General features: G+C 71.0%; 12 protein-coding genes. 4 read left to right on the forward strand and 8 right to left on the reverse strand.

What is annotated here, in order from left to right; all coding sequences use genetic code 11:
* Window positions 1–20 precede the first annotated feature (20 nt).
* Window positions 21–1,565 carry an APC family permease gene (locus AB0M73_RS07960; RefSeq protein ID WP_363888341.1) on the reverse strand — a complete coding sequence of 515 codons (1,545 nt, stop codon included), beginning with the start codon at window positions 1,563–1,565 and terminating at the stop codon, window positions 21–23.
* A gap of 200 nt (window positions 1,566–1,765) precedes the next feature.
* On the opposite strand from AB0M73_RS07960, the gene AB0M73_RS07965 reads away from it, so the two are divergent.
* On the forward strand, window positions 1,766–2,221 hold the full coding sequence (locus AB0M73_RS07965; protein ID WP_363888343.1) for a helix-turn-helix domain-containing protein: 456 nt from the start codon (window positions 1,766–1,768) through the stop codon (window positions 2,219–2,221).
* Here AB0M73_RS07965 and AB0M73_RS07970 read toward each other — a convergent pair.
* The 4 genes from AB0M73_RS07970 to AB0M73_RS07985 all read right to left on the reverse strand — a co-directional run bounded on the left by AB0M73_RS07970 (window position 2,214) and on the right by AB0M73_RS07985 (window position 8,109).
* The gene (locus AB0M73_RS07970; protein WP_363888346.1) at window positions 2,214–2,930 is read right to left on the reverse strand and encodes an SDR family oxidoreductase; all 717 of its coding nucleotides are present in this window, start codon (window positions 2,928–2,930) and stop codon (window positions 2,214–2,216) included. The genes AB0M73_RS07965 and AB0M73_RS07970 overlap by 8 nt on opposite strands.
* Window positions 2,931–2,993: 63 nt before the next feature.
* Entirely contained in the window at window positions 2,994–4,100 is a 1,107-nt protein-coding gene (locus AB0M73_RS07975; RefSeq protein ID WP_363888348.1) for an FHA domain-containing serine/threonine-protein kinase, read from the reverse strand.
* Window positions 4,079–7,492, reverse strand: coding sequence for a protein kinase (locus tag AB0M73_RS07980; protein ID WP_363888588.1), 3,414 nt, complete (start codon window positions 7,490–7,492; stop codon window positions 4,079–4,081). Before AB0M73_RS07980 ends, AB0M73_RS07975 begins: the two co-directional genes overlap by 22 nt.
* Window positions 7,492–8,109, reverse strand: a complete 618-nt coding sequence (locus tag AB0M73_RS07985) for an SAVMC3_10250 family protein (protein WP_363888350.1) — start codon at window positions 8,107–8,109, stop codon at window positions 7,492–7,494. The genes AB0M73_RS07980 and AB0M73_RS07985 overlap by 1 nt, the downstream gene beginning before the upstream one ends.
* 99 nt (window positions 8,110–8,208) lie before the next feature.
* On the opposite strand from AB0M73_RS07985, the gene AB0M73_RS07990 reads away from it, so the two are divergent.
* Window positions 8,209–11,601 (forward strand): BTAD domain-containing putative transcriptional regulator, encoded by a 3,393-nt coding sequence (locus AB0M73_RS07990; RefSeq protein WP_363888352.1) that lies wholly within the window; start codon window positions 8,209–8,211, stop codon window positions 11,599–11,601.
* Here AB0M73_RS07990 and AB0M73_RS07995 read toward each other — a convergent pair.
* Window positions 11,581–12,042 carry a helix-turn-helix domain-containing protein gene (locus AB0M73_RS07995; RefSeq protein WP_363888354.1) on the reverse strand — a complete coding sequence of 154 codons (462 nt, stop codon included), beginning with the start codon at window positions 12,040–12,042 and terminating at the stop codon, window positions 11,581–11,583. The two genes, AB0M73_RS07990 and AB0M73_RS07995, sit on opposite strands and share 21 nt — an antisense overlap.
* The gene (locus AB0M73_RS08000) at window positions 12,039–13,442 is read right to left on the reverse strand and encodes an MFS transporter (protein ID WP_363888357.1); all 1,404 of its coding nucleotides are present in this window, start codon (window positions 13,440–13,442) and stop codon (window positions 12,039–12,041) included. Before AB0M73_RS08000 ends, AB0M73_RS07995 begins: the two co-directional genes overlap by 4 nt.
* Before the next feature lie 297 nt (window positions 13,443–13,739).
* Between AB0M73_RS08000 and AB0M73_RS08005 the strand changes: the two genes are divergently transcribed.
* Window positions 13,740–14,876, forward strand: a complete 1,137-nt coding sequence (locus AB0M73_RS08005; protein WP_363888360.1) for an aminotransferase class V-fold PLP-dependent enzyme — start codon at window positions 13,740–13,742, stop codon at window positions 14,874–14,876.
* A gap of 266 nt (window positions 14,877–15,142) precedes the next feature.
* Here the strand turns inward: AB0M73_RS08005 and pip are convergent, their stop codons facing one another.
* Complete coding sequence (pip, locus tag AB0M73_RS08010) at window positions 15,143–16,078, reverse strand: prolyl aminopeptidase (RefSeq protein WP_363888362.1); 936 nt, start codon at window positions 16,076–16,078, stop codon at window positions 15,143–15,145.
* A 356-nt stretch (window positions 16,079–16,434) separates the two neighbouring features.
* Here pip and AB0M73_RS08015 point away from each other — a divergent pair, with 356 nt between their 5' ends.
* A complete protein-coding gene (locus AB0M73_RS08015) occupies window positions 16,435–16,650 on the forward strand; it encodes a LuxR C-terminal-related transcriptional regulator (protein WP_363888364.1) in 216 nt (71 codons plus the stop codon).
* Window positions 16,651–16,723: the final 73 nt, after the last annotated feature.

Here is a 16,723-nt window from a genome sequence, read left to right on the forward strand (position 1 = left end):
GACCGCGCGAATTTCCGCCTTCAGACCCGGTTGGCGACGATCGAGTCGCCGTCGGCCAGCACGGAGCCGCGCGGCAGGCTGCGCCCGGCGAAGAAGTCACGGCACCCGCGGTAGACGATCGCCATCAGCGGCACGCCGATCACGATGGCCAGCACGCCGATCACCGCGACGCCGCCGATGCCGAAGATGGTGGTCTCACCGCTGTCCGGCTGGGCGTAGTAGATCACCGCGAGCACCAGCACCAACGCGAAGAACAGGCCCCCGACCAGCGGGAACACGCCCCGCATGAAGAAGTTGCGCACGCTGCCGAGCAGGGTCTTGCGGAAGATCCACACGCAGGCCAGCGCGGTCATCGCGTACTCGACGCCGATGGTGAGGCCGACGGCGCTGACCGAGTCGGACAGCACGTCGTCGCTCAGCAGCGACAGCAGCACGTACAGGGCGAAGGACACGATGCCGAACGTCCAGGTCGACACGGTGGGCGTGAGGTAGCGGGGGTGCACCTTGGCGAAGACCTCGGGCAGCGCGCCGTGCGAGGCCATGGACAGCGTGGTGCGGGCGCACGGCATGATCGTGGCCTGGCTGCTGGCGGCCGCGCTGGTCAGCACCGACACGATGAGCAGGACGCCCATGACCTTGCCGAACGAGCCCTCGCCGAACACGGCCGAGCCCAGACCGGCCAGCACGTCGTCCGAGTTGTCGGGGTTGCCCAGTCCGATGCCGGTCGCGCCGATGCCGGCGAAGGCCAGCGCCGCGATCGTGACGATCACGTAGTTCAGCACCAGCAGCACGGTGGACAGCACCGCCGCCTTGCCGGGGCCGCGCCGCGGATCCGCGGACTCCTCGTTGACCGAGACCGAGCTGTCCCAACCCCAGTACAGGAACACGGCCGGCAGCGTGGCGGCGATGAACGCGCCCGCGCCGATGCCGGTCGGCAGCAGCCAGCTCAACTGCGGCGCGGAGGCCTGCGGCCCGGCGCTGCCGTCGAACACGCGGTACAGCGCGACCACGGAGAAGATGACCAGCACCGTCAGCTCGACGGCCAGCAGCACCCACTGCAGCCGGGCCGAGACCTCGATGCCGCGGTAGCAGATCCAGCACAGCAGGACCAGCCACGCCAGGCCCACGCCCATGGTGGCGAACTTGTTGTCCGCCAGGTCCTTGGCGCCCAACAGCAGCAGCGTGTACTTGCCGGAGATGGCCGACTGGCTGGTCATGGCCAGCAGTTGGGCGATCGTCACGACCCAGCCCGACATCCAGCCGACCTTGCTGCCGAACGCGCGGGTGGCCCAGGTGAAGTTGGTGCCGCAGTCCGGCTCGGCCGAGTTCAGCTCACGGAAGGCCAGCGCGACGAACATCACCGGCACGAAGGCGAACAGCACGAACGAGGCGGCCTGGAAGCCGGTGCCGGCGATCACCAGCAGGCCGAGCGTGGCGGCGATGGAATACGCCGGCGCGGTGGACGCGGTCCCGATCACGACCGACGACACCATGCTCAGGGCGCCGGGGCGCAAACCCTTGCTGGTGGCGGAAGGGGGGACGGCGTGCGCCACGACTTCGGTCATTTCTCCTCCGGGACGGTGGTGGGGCGAGGTGCAGTGTTCCGGAGTCTTTCCGGGCCGAGGAGGAAAGATACGTGATCGAAGGGCGTGGGCGCGATCGGCGAACGGGGCGATGTGGCGCACAGCGCGACCCCACCGAGAGTTGCGTCGGGGGCAGCCCGTTTGCCATCCTGGATTCAGGATCTGAAGCCAGGAGGTGGCCGGTGTCGGAACTGGACGTGCCGAGCTGCTCGATCGAACGCAGCCTGCAGGTGCTCGGCGAGCGGTGGTCGCTGCTGATCCTGCGTCAGATCTTCCTTGGCCAGCACCGGTTCGCCGAGATCCAGTCGGCGCTGGGGGTGGCCCCCAACCTGCTCAGCACGCGGTTGAAGACGCTGGTCGAGGCGGGCGTGCTGCGCACGCGGTCCTATCAGGAGGCGGGCAGCCGGCACCGCCAGAGCTATCACCTGACGGACGCCGGCCGCGACCTGCTGCCCGTTCTCGGCGCGTTCCAGCAGTGGGGCGACAAGCACCGGCCCCGGCCGGCCGGGCCGTCGGCGGCACGCCGAGCCCGGACCACCGGGGAGCCGCTGCGCGTGGCCTTCGTCACCGGCGACGGCCGCGAGGTCGAACAGTCCGATGTGGACATCATGGCGCCGTGCGACGCCGAGCTCAGCTGACCTTGTACGGCGTGATGCCCTGCACGGCCTCGATGCCGCCGGCCAGCGCCCGCCGAGTGGCGGCGGTGAACTCGTCGGCCAGGACCTCGGTGCGGTCCTCGGCCAGCGCCCGCACGATCTGATCGGCCAGGTCGATCGCGGTGATCTTGTCGGCCGGGATGGCGGCGCTGAAGTCCGTGTCCACAAATCCGGAGTGGACGCCGACGACCAGCGTGTTCTGCTTGGCCAGGCCGAGTCGCAGCGCGTTGGTCAGCGACCATGCGGCGGCCTTGGACGCGGAGTAGGCCGGCGCGCCGGCCATCGCCCACCACGACGTGGACGACAGCACGTTGACCAGCGCACCGCCGCCGTTGGCGGCGAGGATCGGCGCGAAGGCGCGGGCGATCTCCCACGGGCCGAACACGTTGGTCTCCATGACCTCCCGGGCGACGTCGAGGGATCCGGTGAACAGCTGGGCCTCGATGCCGGCGGCGCCGGCGTTGTTGACCACGACGTCCACGTCCTCGGCCAGTGCGGCCGCGGCGGCGATGTCCTCGGCGCTGGTCACGTCCAGCCTGACCGGGATCAGCCGGTCGTCGACGACGGTTTCGGGCTTGCGCGCGCCGGCATAGACCTTGGCCGCGCCGGCCTCGACCAGGGCCTGCGCCACGGCCAGGCCGATGCCGCGGTTGGCCCCGGTGACCAGTGCGACCGATCCGTTGATCTGCATGGGTGTTCCTCCCAGGTGGGTCCGGTGGAACGGACGCTACCCACGTGGGTTGAAAATGTAAAGTCAGCTGGCCGAGGACAGCGCCGCCGCCAGCTCGGCGGCGGTGGCCGGCCCGGCGTCGACGGTTTCGTCGAGCATCGAGTCGATCAGCTCGGCCAGTCCGGCCGGCGCCGCCGTCCGGTCGCGGAGAGGGACCGGGGGCTCGCGCAGGACCACGGCGACGGGATCGGCGCCGGGCGGGAAGTCGCGCGGGGCGTGGCCGGTGATCATCCAGTACAGGCAGGCGGTGATCGCCCACAGGTCGACGTCGGGGCGGGCGTACTTGTAGTCGATGAGCTGGCGGCGGGGCATGAAAGCGACGCTGCCGCCGACCGCGCCGCTGCGGGTGCGACCGGACAGGCCGGCCTGGTCGAACGCCTTGGCCAGCCCGAAGTCGGCGATCTTCAGCCGGCCGTCCCCGGTGAGCAACAGGTTCTGCGGCTTGAGATCCCGGTGCACGAGGCCGTGGCCGATCGCCGTGCCGCCGTCGGCCAGCGCCACCGGGATGTCGGCCTCGTGGGCGTAGGCCAGGGCGTCGAGGGCTTGCAGCGTCAGCGATACGGCCGTGTCTATGGGCAACGGGCCGGTCAGATGGCCGCCGGTGCAGTACTCGTAGCGGATCCGCAGCACGCCGTCTTCGCTGTCGCTGCCCAGGAAATCGACGATGTTGTTGTGCCGCAACGCCTTGGTGCAGTCCAGCTCGCGTTGGAAGGCGTCGCGGGCGGCCGGGTCGACCTGGCCCTGCTCGGTCAGCGTCTTGACGGCCATGAACTCGTCCGGCGTCTCCTCGATCAGTTCCACGACCCCCTGCGCACCACGGCCCAGTTCCCTGACCCGGTGCGGAAACAGGGCGACATGGAGGATCGTGTCCCCGATCAGCAGCTCGTCCCCGTCCCGCAGTTCCGCCGCCTCGCAGGGCTTTCCGTTGACCACGGTGCCGTTGCGGCTGCCCAGGTCGTGCACGGTCACCGACACCAGGCCCACGTCGATCATGCAGTGCCGGCGGGACACCTTGCGGTCGGCCGGGATCGGGAAGTCGCACTCCGGCGCCCGGCCGATCACGCAGGTGCCGGTGATCACCTGGTTGACCTCGCCGGACGTGAGCCTGATCATCGGAAGTCGTAGTCCCATACCAGCTCCCAGCCGTGCATGGACGAACCCAGGTCGGTGGTGAACAGCGTGCTGCCGTCGTCGCTGAGCATCATGCGATGGAGGTCGGCGGCGTGGCCCTCCATCTCCCGCAGACACTGCCCGGTCCGCACGTCCCAGACCCGGACGACGCGGTCGAGATCGCCGGCGACCAGGAACGTGCCGTCCCGGCTGAGCTCGTACACGCTGGGCCAGCTGGGCGCCGGCAGCGATCGGACCGGCTTGCCGGTGTCGGTCCGCCACACCCGCAACGACTTCCCGTCCGGCGTCACGGCCAGCTGCCCGTCGCCGCTCAGGGCCAGTCGCCGCCGGCCGGTCATCGTGCCCTCGCATGGCACCGAGTACCGGAACTGTCCGGTCGCCGTGACCCACACGCCGGTCGACAGCGCGTAGCTGACGAACAGCAGCTCGCCGTCCGGGCTGAACCGCAGTTCCTCGTGGGCGGAACGGTTCTTCAGTGTCCACTTCGGAGTGTTCGAGTTCCCGTACACGTGGATCTCGTGTTCGTCGCCGACCGACCCCAGCGCCGCCGCGTACTGGCCGGCCGGGCTCAGCGCCACGGTGCGGATCGTGCCGCTGAACGACTTGAGCTCGGCCGTGACGTTGCCGGTGGGCAGGTTGCGCACCCGCAGCGTGCCGGTCTCGTCGCCGATGATGATCGCGTTGCCGGCCGCGTTGACGTCGAACGCGGTGAGCGTGCCGGTTTCCTTGGTGAAGATGCGCTTGACGCCGTCGTCCAGGCGCAGCTGGCGGATGGTGCCGGAGGTGGTCAGCACCAGCGCCAGCAGGCCGTCCACGGCGAATCGGACGTCCACGGCCATGCCGCCCTCGCCGCGGTCGAACGTCAGAATCCGTTCGGAGACCTGGAAATCCCACAGGTCGACCTCCCCGGTCCAGCGGGTGGTCACCATGTACTTGCCGTCCTGGCGCAGCGCCACTGCCGGCGGTTGCGTGGACTCGCCGTCCGCCGCGTACTCGAACAGATGCCAGGCCCCGAGCAGCGACGCCCGCTCGCCGTGCGGGGCGAGTTCGGCCCAGGCCTCGCGCACCTCGTGGTTGCGGGTGTAGCCGGGAACGTCCTGAATGGACCGCAGCGTCGCACCGGCCTCGGCGAACCGGCCCTGCTCGGTGTGCGCCTTCACCTGATCCATGCGGCCGCGGAAGGTGTTCTCCGTGCTGACCAGCTCGTGGGCCTCCTGGGGCCGCGCGTAGCACCAGGGCGCCCGATAGTCGGCCGTGGGCAGGGAACGGAGCGCGATGCCGCCGAAGCTGTCGGCGAAGGCGGCCACGCGGGCGTCGGCGCTGATCGCGGCGGCGCGCACCGACACGATGGTGGGCCGGAGGTCCCGGCCGAGGTCCCGCAGGCAACTGCCGGTCGGCGCGTCCCAGACCCGGACCGGGGACTCGGCGGTCGTCAGCACGGTGGTGCCGGCGATCAGGACGCCGTACGTGTCCCGAATCGGGTTCGGCACCTCGCTGACCACGGTGCCGTGTCGGGCATCCCACGTCGTGAGCGGCCCGCGGTACCACGCGACGGCCGCGCTGCTGCCGTCCGGGCTGATCGCGCCGGTGTCCAGGTCGTACGCGTACACCGGCTCTCCGTACAGCGTGCCCCGCTGCGGCCCGGTCAGGGCGTCAGCGCACACTCCGGTGGCCACGTCCCAGACCCGGACGCTGCTGTCGTTCTTGCCGAACGACGCCGTCACGACACGGCGGCCGTCGGGGCTCAACGCCAGCGAGCCGATCGGCCCCCGGTGCGCGATGACGGCGGCGACCCGGCTTTCGTCCTCCACCGACCAGACCGACACCGTGCCGGAAACCTGGCCCATGGCATAGAAACTTCCGTCCGCGCTGACCGCGACCGCGCACACGCCTCCGCCCTCGCGCAGCCCGCGCCGTCGGCGGCCGCGCGCGAGGTCCCACAGCTCGACCGCGCCGCCTTTGCGGACCACCGCGCCGACCTTGGCGTCGGCACTCAGCGCGACTGCCTCGATCGGATCTCCACGCCGGCTCAGGATCCGCTCCGCGCGCCGGCTGGCGCCCTTGGCCGGCGTCCACAACACCAGCCGGCCCTTCTCGTCCCCGAACAGCACCTCCGTGCCGTCCGGGGTAAGGGCGATCGCCTGGACCTGCTTGTGGTCGAGATCGACGCTGATGGCCGGCGGCCGGTTGTCCAACGCGGCCAACGCCGTCTGAGCGTCCACTGAGGACGGATCGGCGGCGAGGGCCTGGCCCAGCAGCTCGCGGGCCTGTTCGTCGTCGTGCCGCTCGACCTGGACTGCCCCCAGCAGCAACGCGCCGAGGCTGCCGGACGGCTCGGCGGCGCGGGCGGCCACCAGGTCGGACACGACCTCCTCGCCCGTGCGCCGGCCGGCCCGCCACTGGTGCAGGCCCTGGTTGTAGACGGCCGGCAGGTGGTACGGATCCGCGCCGACCGCTTGCCGCCACAGGTCTTCCGCCTCCTCGGCCCGGCCGAGGTCCAGCAGCGACAGGGCCTGGTTGGACAGGCCGTCGGCCAGCAGGCGAGCGGCCTTGGGCTTCGAGCGTGGGTACTCCCCATGGACGTCGATCAGCCGCGAGGCGACGTCGAAGGCCGTGGGCCGCGACTCCGGCCCATCGGCGAAGCAGGAACGCAGCAGCGCCGCGACCTGCTCGGGGATGGCCAGGCCGTCGTCCAACAGTGTCGTCAACACCGCGCCGGCCGCCTGGCCGTAGTTGGTCGGGCGGTGGCCGGCGAACATCTCCAGCACGGTGATCGCCCACGACCACACGTCCGACGCCGCCGTGATGCGCACATCGGCCCCGGCCATGGCCTCGGCCTGCTCGGGGGAGCAGTACGCCCGGGTCATGCCGGCGAAGCTGACACCGGCCGGCGCGTCCTCGCCGGCCGGCAACGCCTTGGCCAGCCCGAAATCGGTGACCTTGGCCGTGCCGTCCGCAGCCAGCATCACGTTGGCCGGCTTGACGTCCTGATGCACCAGACCGGCCTCGTGCGCGTGGGCGAGGCCCCAGGCGGTCTGGATCGCGATGTCGAGGATCTTCGCCGTGGTGTCGAGGCCGCCGCCGGCCACCGCCTCGGCGAGGCTGCCGCCGTCCACCCACTCCGCGAACACCCTTGGCATGCCGTCGATCGTGCGGACGTAGACGCAGTTCACGGTGTGCGGGTGCGGGCCGAGGTTGACCCACGTGCCGGCCTCGCGCTCGAAGTGCCGGCGGTTCTCCTCGGTGGTGACCCATTCCGGGCGGGGCGTCTTCACCGCCAGGTCCACCTGCCAGCCGACGTGGTGCACCCGGTGCACCACGCCCATGCCGCCACTGCGCACGTCCTTGACGGCGTAGAGACCAAGGACGGTCTCTCCCGGCTGCCAGACCATCACTCGGCCAGGGCGACGAACAGCGGGCTCCCCACCACCACGTTCACGGCCCGGCCGCGATCCATCTCGGGATAGGGGCTCGGCCCGTGCCGCAGGCGCTTGGCGATGAACTCCAGCTCCTGCTCGTCGCCGCGCAGCTGCCGATTCGCCATGTACGCCAGCTCGAGAACGCTTTCCGGCGCCTCGTCGTCGAGCATGGCCCGCATGGCCGGCATCAGCCCGGGCAGCATCGACGGCGCGAACGTCCGATCCTTCTCCGGCGCTCCTCCGATGATGTGATGGCTGGAGCCGCCCAGCCCCACCACGGTGTCCTCGGTGGCGCCGGCGAAATAGGTCACGCCGCCCGCCGCCTCCCGCCAGCGCATCGCCAGCCGGCCCCGGAAGTACTGGCCCGGCTCGTCGATCGTGCCGACGTCGCAGAAGTCGTCGATGTGCCGCACCACCCGCTCCAGCCGGGCGATCCGGTCGGCGTCGGACTCGACCTTGCGCTTGCCGGTGACCACCTTGAGGTTGATCCCGAGCTCCGTGCTGCGCTTGCCGGCGAACGCCGGATCGACCTGCGGCAGCAGCATGTCGACCTTGGAATCGCTGATGTAGACGTAGTACCGCAGCGACACGGGGCCCCCTTCTGCCGGCCTTGCTACTCCAGTCGGCTCAGGCTACAAGGCGTGGCGGGTCGATCACGGCGGTTTCCGGCGATGGGTATGCTCCCGTTCGTGGGGACAGCGCCCTCGGTGAAGGTAGAACTGCTCGGCGCGGTCCGCGCCTGGTCCGACGACGGCGAGATCCCGTTGGGGCCGCCGCGTCAGCGGGCGGTCTTCGCCATGCTGGCGGCGAGCGTGGGCAAGGTGGTGTCCCGCAGCGAGCTCATCGACGGCATCTGGGGCGAGGATCCGCCGGTTAGCGCCGAGGGCAGCCTCTACACGTACATTTCGGACCTGCGCCGCGCGTTGGAGCCGGGGCGGGCCAACCGAACCCCCAGCCAGCTGCTCGCCTCCTCGGGCGCCGGCTACCTGCTGCGGGTCGACGTCGACCTGACCGGTTTTGAGGAACTTCGCCAGCACGCCGCCACTTTGCTGGCGTCCGGATCACACGGCCCGGCGCTGCGCGCGCTCGACGCGGCGCTGGCGCTGTGGCACGGCGAGGCCTTCGGCGGCATTCCCGGCCCGTACGCGGAACGGCGGCGGGCCAGCCTCGAAGAGCTGCGGCTGGCCACCCAGGAGCAGCGGGCGGAGGCCATGCTGGGCCTGGGGGCGGCCGCCGACGTGGTCGGTCAGCTGACCGAACTGGTCCGGACCTATCCGCTGCGCGAGAGCCTGCGGGCCCTGCTGATGACCGCCCTGCACCGCACCGGCCGCCGCGACGAGGCCCTGGCCGTCTATCAGGACGCGGCCACGCTGCTGATGGACGAGCTGGGCATCGAGCCGAGCCCACCGCTGACCAAGTTGTTCCATCAGTTACAGGCCGGCGAGGTCAAGCCCGTGGTCTCGGCCCGGGCCAGCCATCACGCCCGCGTGCCGGACGGCTTCGTCAGCCGGGCCCGGGAAGTGGCCCGGATGCAGGCCATGGTGGCAGAGGTGGTGGCCGGGCGCGGCGGCGTGATCTGGCTGGAGGGCGAGCCCGGCATCGGCAAGTCCTCGCTGCTCGCGGCCGGCCTGGCCGGGGCCGAGCAGGCCGGCTGCCAGCTCGGCTGGGCCGTGGCCGACGAACTCGGACAACGCTTTCCGCTGCGGGCCGTTCTGGATTGCCTCGACGTGGACCGCCGGTCGGCCGACGTGCGCCGGGCCGAGCTGGCCGACAGCCTGCACAGCCCGGCCAACGGCCTGTTGCCCGGCTCCGACCCGGTGACCGCCGCGGTCGACCGGCTGCTGGCGTTCGCCGAGACGCTCTGCGAGCAGGCGCCGCTGGTGCTCGTGCTGGACGACATGCAGTGGGCCGACGAGACCAGCCTGCTGGTGTGGCACCGGCTTTCCCGTGCCACGACACGACTTCCGCTGCTGCTGGTGGCCAGCGCGCGGACGCTGCCGCGGCGCCCGCAGGTCACCCAGGTCCGGCTGGCGGCCGAGGGCGGCTTCGTCGTCGATCTGGAACCGTTGAGCGCCAACGATGTCGTGGACGTCGTACGGCAGTCGGTCGGCGCGCCGCCCGGGCCGGAGCTGAGCAGCCTGACCGCCCGCGCCGGCGGCAATCCGCTGTACGTGCGGGAGCTGCTGGACGCGCTGTCGCGTGAGGACGCGATCACCGTGGCCGGCGGCAACGCCGAGATCGAGCACGGCATCGCCGCCGCCGCACCGGGTTCTCTCGTGGCGGCGCTGACCCGGCGGCTGAGCTTCCTGTCCGGCAACGTCCGCGCGGTGCTCCAGTGGGCCTCGCTGCTGGGCGGCGAGTTCGCGATGAGCGACCTGTCCGTGGTCAGCGACCGGCCGGTGCCGGAGCTGTTGGGGCTGCTGGAAGAGGCGATCGCCAGCAACGTGGTGGTGGCCAGCGGGGAGTACCTCGCGTTCCGGCACGGCCTGATCCGCCAGGCGCTGTACGAGGGCACCCCGAGCGCCGTCCGGCTGGCCCTGCACAACCATGCCGCGCAGGCGCTGGCCAAGGCCGGCGCGCCGCTGGCCCAGGTCGCCGAGCAGTTGCTGGCCGTGGCCGGTGTGGTCGAGCCGTGGGTCGTGAACTGGTTGCGGGACAACGCTTCCCGTCTGGGGCAGCTGGCGCCGCAGATCACCATGGACCTGATCGGCCGGGCCCTGGCGATGTCGACGCTGACGCCGGCCGCGCGCGAGGCGCTGACCGCGGAGCTGGCGCGGCTGTCGTTCGCGCTCGGCGGCGTGCCGGAGTCCGAGGTGCGGTACGTGATCGGCCGGACCAGGGACTTCGACCGGCTGTCGGAGATGCGGTCCATCCTGGCGCACATCCTGTGCCGGCGCGGGCAGGGCGCGGCCGCGGTGGAGATGCTGCGCGAATCCCTTGACGGGCCGGCAGTGCCGGAGATCTGGAAGGCCCGGCACGAGGTGCTGACGGCCATCGGCGAGCGGACCGGCAACCAGGACCTGACGGCGTGCGAGGTCAGCGCGCGGCGAGGCGTGAAGCGCGGGCAGGAGTGCGGCGACGCCTTCGCCGCCGCGCACGGCCTCCAGGAGCTGTGGGTGGTGCACTCGGTGCGGCGCGAGCACGCGGCGGCCATCGAGGTCGTGGACGAGGCCATCGCCGCCATCGCGGATCTGCCGGAACTGGTCGGCATGCGGCTGAACCTGTTGGACAACCGGCTGTTCAGCCTGCAGAACCTGGACCGGCTCGGTGACGTCGACGAGACCCTGCGGTTCGCCCGGGAACTCGGCCGGCAGCACGCCGTGCCGACCGAGCTGCACCTGCCCGCCGCCGTGCACCACTACTGGACGGGCCGCTGGGACGAGGCCCTGGTCGAGCTGGACGCCGTGGTGCAGGACAGCCCGGAGATGACCTTCTACGGCTTGCGCGAGAGCACCGTGACGCTGCTCCTGCTGCACGGCATCGCGGCGCTGGTCGCCTTGCGGCGAGGCAACGACGACGCCGCGGACGCCAATCTGCTGACCGCCGCCGAGCTGCCGGTGGCGAGCCCCGCCGAGCGGGAGAACTGCGACTTCCTCGTTGCCGCGCAAGCGGTTGCGGCCGAGCGGGACGGGCGTGTCGACGAGGCCGTTTCGCTGCTCAAGCCCAATCTGCGGGCCGACTACTCGCAGATGACGTTGCGGCACCAGTGGTTGCCGGATCTGGCCCGGTTGGCGTTGCAGCAGGGGGATGTGGCGGTGGCTCGCGAGGCCGCGGAGCAGTGCCAGGACGAGGCCGTCCGCGAGCAGCAGCCGGCCCGGGCCTACTCGGCGGCGCTGCGGTGCAGGGCCCTGGTCACGGGTGATCCCGAGCCGGCGATGCAGGCCGTCGAGCACTACCGGAGGATCGGGCGCGCGGTGGAACTCGGGGCGGCGCTGGAGGATCTGGCCGTGCTGCACGCTGCCCGCGGCCATTCGGGCGACGCCGCAACCGCTTTGGCCGAAGCCGTTGCCGTGTACGGGGAATTCGACGCGCGCTGGGACATCCAGCGGGCTCGGGCCCGGTCAGCGGCGGCGCAGCCGTAGGTTGTCGACGGCGATCGCGGTGCCCTCCGGCGTCCGGACGTCGGCGTGGACCCGGTCGCCGGTGTCATCGGCGACGAACTCGATCGGGCCGCCATCCGGCTGGAGGTACTCGTCGCCCCATTGGATCAGGGCCAGCAGCGCCGGGAACAGCGCTGTGCCCTTCTCCGTCAACACGTACTCGCTGCGCGTGCGCTGCCCGGGTTCGCGGTACGGCTGCTTGTCCAAGATGCCGGCCTCGACCAGTTCCTTCAGGCGCGCGGCGGCCACCGGCTCCGTGATCCCGACCCGGCGCACGAAGTCGTCGAACCGGGTGGTGCCGTAGAAAGCCTCGCGTAGCAACAGGAACGCCGACTTGGTGCCGATCACGTCCATCGCCAGCGCCAGCGAGCACCGGGCCGGCTGCCACGAGCCCAGGTCGGCCAGCGCGCCCTCTCGTTTCATGCCGCCACCTTAGACGGCCGGCCCGCCTTTCGTTGCGTGAGGCCGAGGCTGGCGACGGCCGCGACGATACCGATGATCGTCACCATCCAGAAGACGTCGGTGAACGCCTTGTGCTGCTGGTCGTAGCCGACGGGGGAGCCCAGGATCGCCACCAGCAGGGCGATGCCGAACACCGTGCCGATCTGGCGGGCCATGTTCACCACGGCGCTGCCCGTGCCCGAGCGGGCCGGCGGGAGCTCGGCGGTGGCGCTCGACAGCATTGTCGGCAGCGCCAAGCCGACGCCGACGCCGGTGATCAACCAGGCCGGCAGCATTTCGGTGAGGTAGTGCGGTTCCGGGCCGACCACCAGCAGCATGTACAGCGTGCCGACCGTCCACAGAAGACACCCGATGCTGGCGAGGGCGCCCGGGCTCACCCGCTTGTTCAGGGCCTGGGCCACCATGGCGAACACCGGCACCATCAACGGGCCCGGCGCGATGGCCAGTCCGGTTTGGACGGCCGAGTAGCCCCAGACGTCCTGGAGCCAGAACACCCGGGACAACAGGCCGGCGCCGAAGGTGGCGCTGAAGAACGTCACCGCGACCGTCGACCAGACGAAGGTCCGCACCCGCAGCAGGCTGGGCGGGATGATCGGCGACCGGTGGCGCTTGTTGTTGACGGCAAAGGCGATCAGCGTGGCGGCGGCCAGCGCGAGACTGCCCAGGATGCCCGGGCTCGTCCAGCCCCAGCCGGATCCCTCGACCAGGCCGAGGGCCAGCGCCCCGATGCCCACCGTCAGCAGCGCCGCGCCGACGATGTCCAGTCCCGTCTCGGTTTCCTCCGCCCGGTAGTCCCGGATCACCCGGAATCCCAGCACCAGCAGGGCGATCCCGATCGGCACGTTGATCAGGAACACCCACCGCCAGGACAGCTCGACCAGGAAGCCGCCGACCACCGGCCCCAGCGCCGAGGCCAGCGCCCCGATCGACGCCCAGATCCGCACCGACCGGGCCCGGTCCGTCGGCGGCACCGCGTGGATCAGAAGTCCCAGGCTCGTCGGCGTCAGCGCCGCCGCCCCCGCCGCCTGGACCAGCCGGAACGCGATCAGCGCCGCCAGGTTCGGGCTGGCTGCCGCGGCCGCGCTGGCCAGCGTGAACACGGCCAGGCCCAGCAGGAACACCCGCTTGTGGCCCACCCGGTCCGCCCACCGTCCGCAGGGGACCAGCAACGCCGCGTAGATGATCGGGTAGCCGTTCAGGATCCAGCTCAGATCGGCCAGCGAGTGCCCCTGGAAGTCGCGCCCGATCGCCGTGAACGCCACGTTCACCACGAACAGGTCCAGGCTGGCCAGAAACGGCGCCCCGCTCAGCACGAGCAGCGTCCGCCCCGAGCGCCCGGCCAGCTGGCTTGTGTTAACCATAGCCAGGACCGTACCCGGCTGACTGTGGTCAATACAAGTCAGCCGGTTCGCGGTAGGTTGCCGGGTCATCGAGCCGGGGGACGTCAGCAACACCGCGGGCGGTGAGGTCGCCGGCCCTGTGGTGCGGGAGTACCTCCGGTCGCTCGGGCTGGGCAACGGCGGCCTGTCTGCCCGAGGGCACCAGCGCCTACCCGTTCCTGCTCGCGCAGCCGAGTTCGTACAACAGCGGCCGGATAGCCTGGGGTGTGGTGTCGACGTAAGGTCCCTGCGTGATTCGTTGAGACGAGAGGGAAACGGATGTTGACCTCCGAAGAATTCCGACGGCGATTCCCGGCGCTGCGTGAGCTCACGCACCTGGCGTCGTGCAGCCAAGGCGCGCTCTCCGACACGCTGTCGGCCGCGCTGCTGGAATTCCAGCACACACTGGTGCAGTACGGCGCGCCGTGGGACCGCTGGATGGTCGTGGTCGACCGCGCCCGGACGCTGTTCGCGGAGCTGGTCAACGCCGACGTCGACGAGATCGCCGTGCTGCCTTCGGTCTCCTCGGCCGCCTTCCAGGTGGCGTCCACAAGGGACTGGCGGACACGTCCGACGATCGTCAGCACCGACATGGAGTTCCCGTCGGTGGCCCACGTGTGGTTGGCGCAGGAGGTCAACGGCGCCAAGGTCCGTTACGTCGACGAGCACGACGGTGTCGTGCACGCTGAGGACTACACGGCTGCCATCGACGAGACCTGTGGGCTGGTGTCCGTGCCGCTGATCTCCTACCGCAACGGCGTTCGGCTGCCGACCGGCGACGTGATCGAGAATGCTCGGGCCGCCGGCGCACTGACCTTCGTCGACGCCTATCAGGGCGCCGGTGTGGAACCCATCGACGTCCGGGAACTCGACTGCGACTTCCTGGCCGCCGGGGCGCTGAAATACCTGCTGGGCATTCCCGGGATCGCCTTCCTGTACGTGCGAGGCGGTCTGGTGGACGATCGTGATCCGCAGGCGACCGGATGGTTCGGCCGTCGCAACCCGTTCGGCTTCGATCCCCGGCACATCGACTATCCCTCCGACGCAAAGCGATTCGAGGCCGGCACGCCGGCGATTCCCGCCGCCTACGGCGCCGTCGCAGGCTTGCGTTTGCTGGGCGAAGTGGACCAGCAGGCGGTTCGCCGGCACATCTCGGAGCTGGGCCAGTACGCGCACGATTCCTTGGTGGCGGCCGGGGAACGCCTGTGGTCGCCGGCCGATCCGGCGCTGCGCGGCCCGCAGGTGGTGGTCGTGGACGCCGATCCCAACGCCCTGGCCGGTTTCCTCGGCTCGCGGCGCATCGCCACCAGCCCGCGCGGCGACCTCCTGCGCGTCGCCCTGCACTACTACAGCACCGCCGAAGACGTCGATGCCGTCGTCGCCGCCATTCGCAAGTATCGACGCAGTGGAGGATGAGCACCATGGACGGAGCACCGCAGGGGAGTTGTTTGGACGGCTGAAGTCGCGCCAGCCGGCCGTGACCGGCGATCGTCACCGGTCTGTTCCTCGGGTCGACGCCGGCCATCAGCAACGCCGGCCGGCTTCGCAACCTGACCTCGCACAACGGTTTCCTGCCCAATGGCGTCGGGCTGGCGACCTCCGAGCTGTCCGCCTCCGCCCCGACCTGGAGACGGCCCGCGAACGCCTTGACCGCGTCCGCGAGCTGCTCGCGGGACAGCCGGTCAGCGCTGCTCGGCGAATCGCGTCATGGCCGCGCGAAGGTGCTCGCCCTTGGCCGGGCTGCCACGGTGGCCGGACTGGTCGCAGACGAACAGATCCGCGCCGGGCCAGGCCGCGGCCAGCTCATAGGCGGTTTCGACCGGGCAGCTCAGGTCCAGCCGGCCGTGCGCCAGCACCCCGGGAATGCCGGCCAGCTTGCCCGCGTCGCGGATCAGCTGGCCGTCGTCCAGCCAGGCGTAGTTGGCGAAGTAATGGGCGCAGATCCGGGCCAGGGTCAGCACGCTGTCGTTGACCGGTCCGCTGAACGCGCCCGGCCTGGCATTGGGCTCCAGCGACAGCACGGTGTCCTCCCACCGCGCCCAGGCCGCTGCCGCCTGCAGCTGCACGGCCCGTTCCGGGTCCGCCATCCGCCGGGCATAGTCGGCCAACAGATCGACGACGCCGCCGACATCACCGGCGAACCGCGCGTACTCCTCGGGAAAGAACCGGGACGCGCCACCATAGAGCCAGTCGATCTCCCGGTGGCGGCCGGTCATGATGGCGGACAGCGCGATCTCGGACACCCGGTGGGGGTATCGCTCCGCGTAGGCCAGCGCCAGCGTGCAACCCCAGGAGGCGCCGCGGAGCAGCCAGCGCTCGATGCCCAGGTGCTCACGCAGCCGTTCGAGATCCTCGACCAGGTGATGAGTGGTGTTCACCCGCATGTCGGTGCCGGGATCGACCGCGCTGGGCGTGCTGCGCCCGCAGCCGCGCTGGTCGTAGAGCACGATCTGGTAGCCCAGCCCCTCGTAGCTGTCGCGCATCCCCTCCGGGCACCCCTGGCCGGGGCCGCCATGCAGCCAGACCATCGGCTTGCCCGCCGGATCGCCGCAGGTCTCCCAGTACATCTGGTTGCCGTCCCCGACGTCCAGCATTCCGTGCGCGTACGGCTCAGGCATGTGCGGTGTCCCCTCGTGGCGTCGGCCTCTGCCCGATCATGGTGTCGGATCGTGGCGGACGCGGCCATCGAGTTACCGGACGACCTCGTTCCGTAGCTGGCCGAGGCCGGCGACGCGGGTGACGACGACGTCGCCGCCAGGCCCCGCGTGACTGGCGCGAGGAGCTGGCCGGGCCGGAATTCGGCTTCGACGAGGCCAGGCAGTTGGCCGACACCACCATCGCCCTGCGCCGCAGCCACCTGTAGGACGCACCGCCGCTCGAAGACCTCGGAGCTTTCGAGGATCCGCTGTCGGGCTGCGCGCGCGTGCTGTGCGCGGGGCTGATGGGTGATGCCGAGACCCGCCGAGCAGATCACGTGGGTGCTGCGGGTGCCCATGGTCTCGGCGCGTTGACCAGGCGTGAGGCGGAAATCGTGGTGCTGGTGGGCGAAGGCCTGTCCGACGCCGAGATCGCCGCCCGGCTGTTCCTGAGCGAACGGACCGTGGAGACGCATCTACGCAACGGTTGCCGGCGACTGGGCGTCGCGTCACGAGCGGCGCTCGTGAAATGGGTGCGACAGCACCGGGACTGATGCTCCGATCGGATCCGTCGATCGCGTCTTGACTCATCGGATGACTGGTGGTTCCCTGACTCCACCGCCGTGC

This window comes from Kutzneria sp. NPDC051319 (assembly GCF_040682195.1).
Taxonomy (GTDB): domain Bacteria; phylum Actinomycetota; class Actinomycetes; order Mycobacteriales; family Pseudonocardiaceae; genus Kutzneria.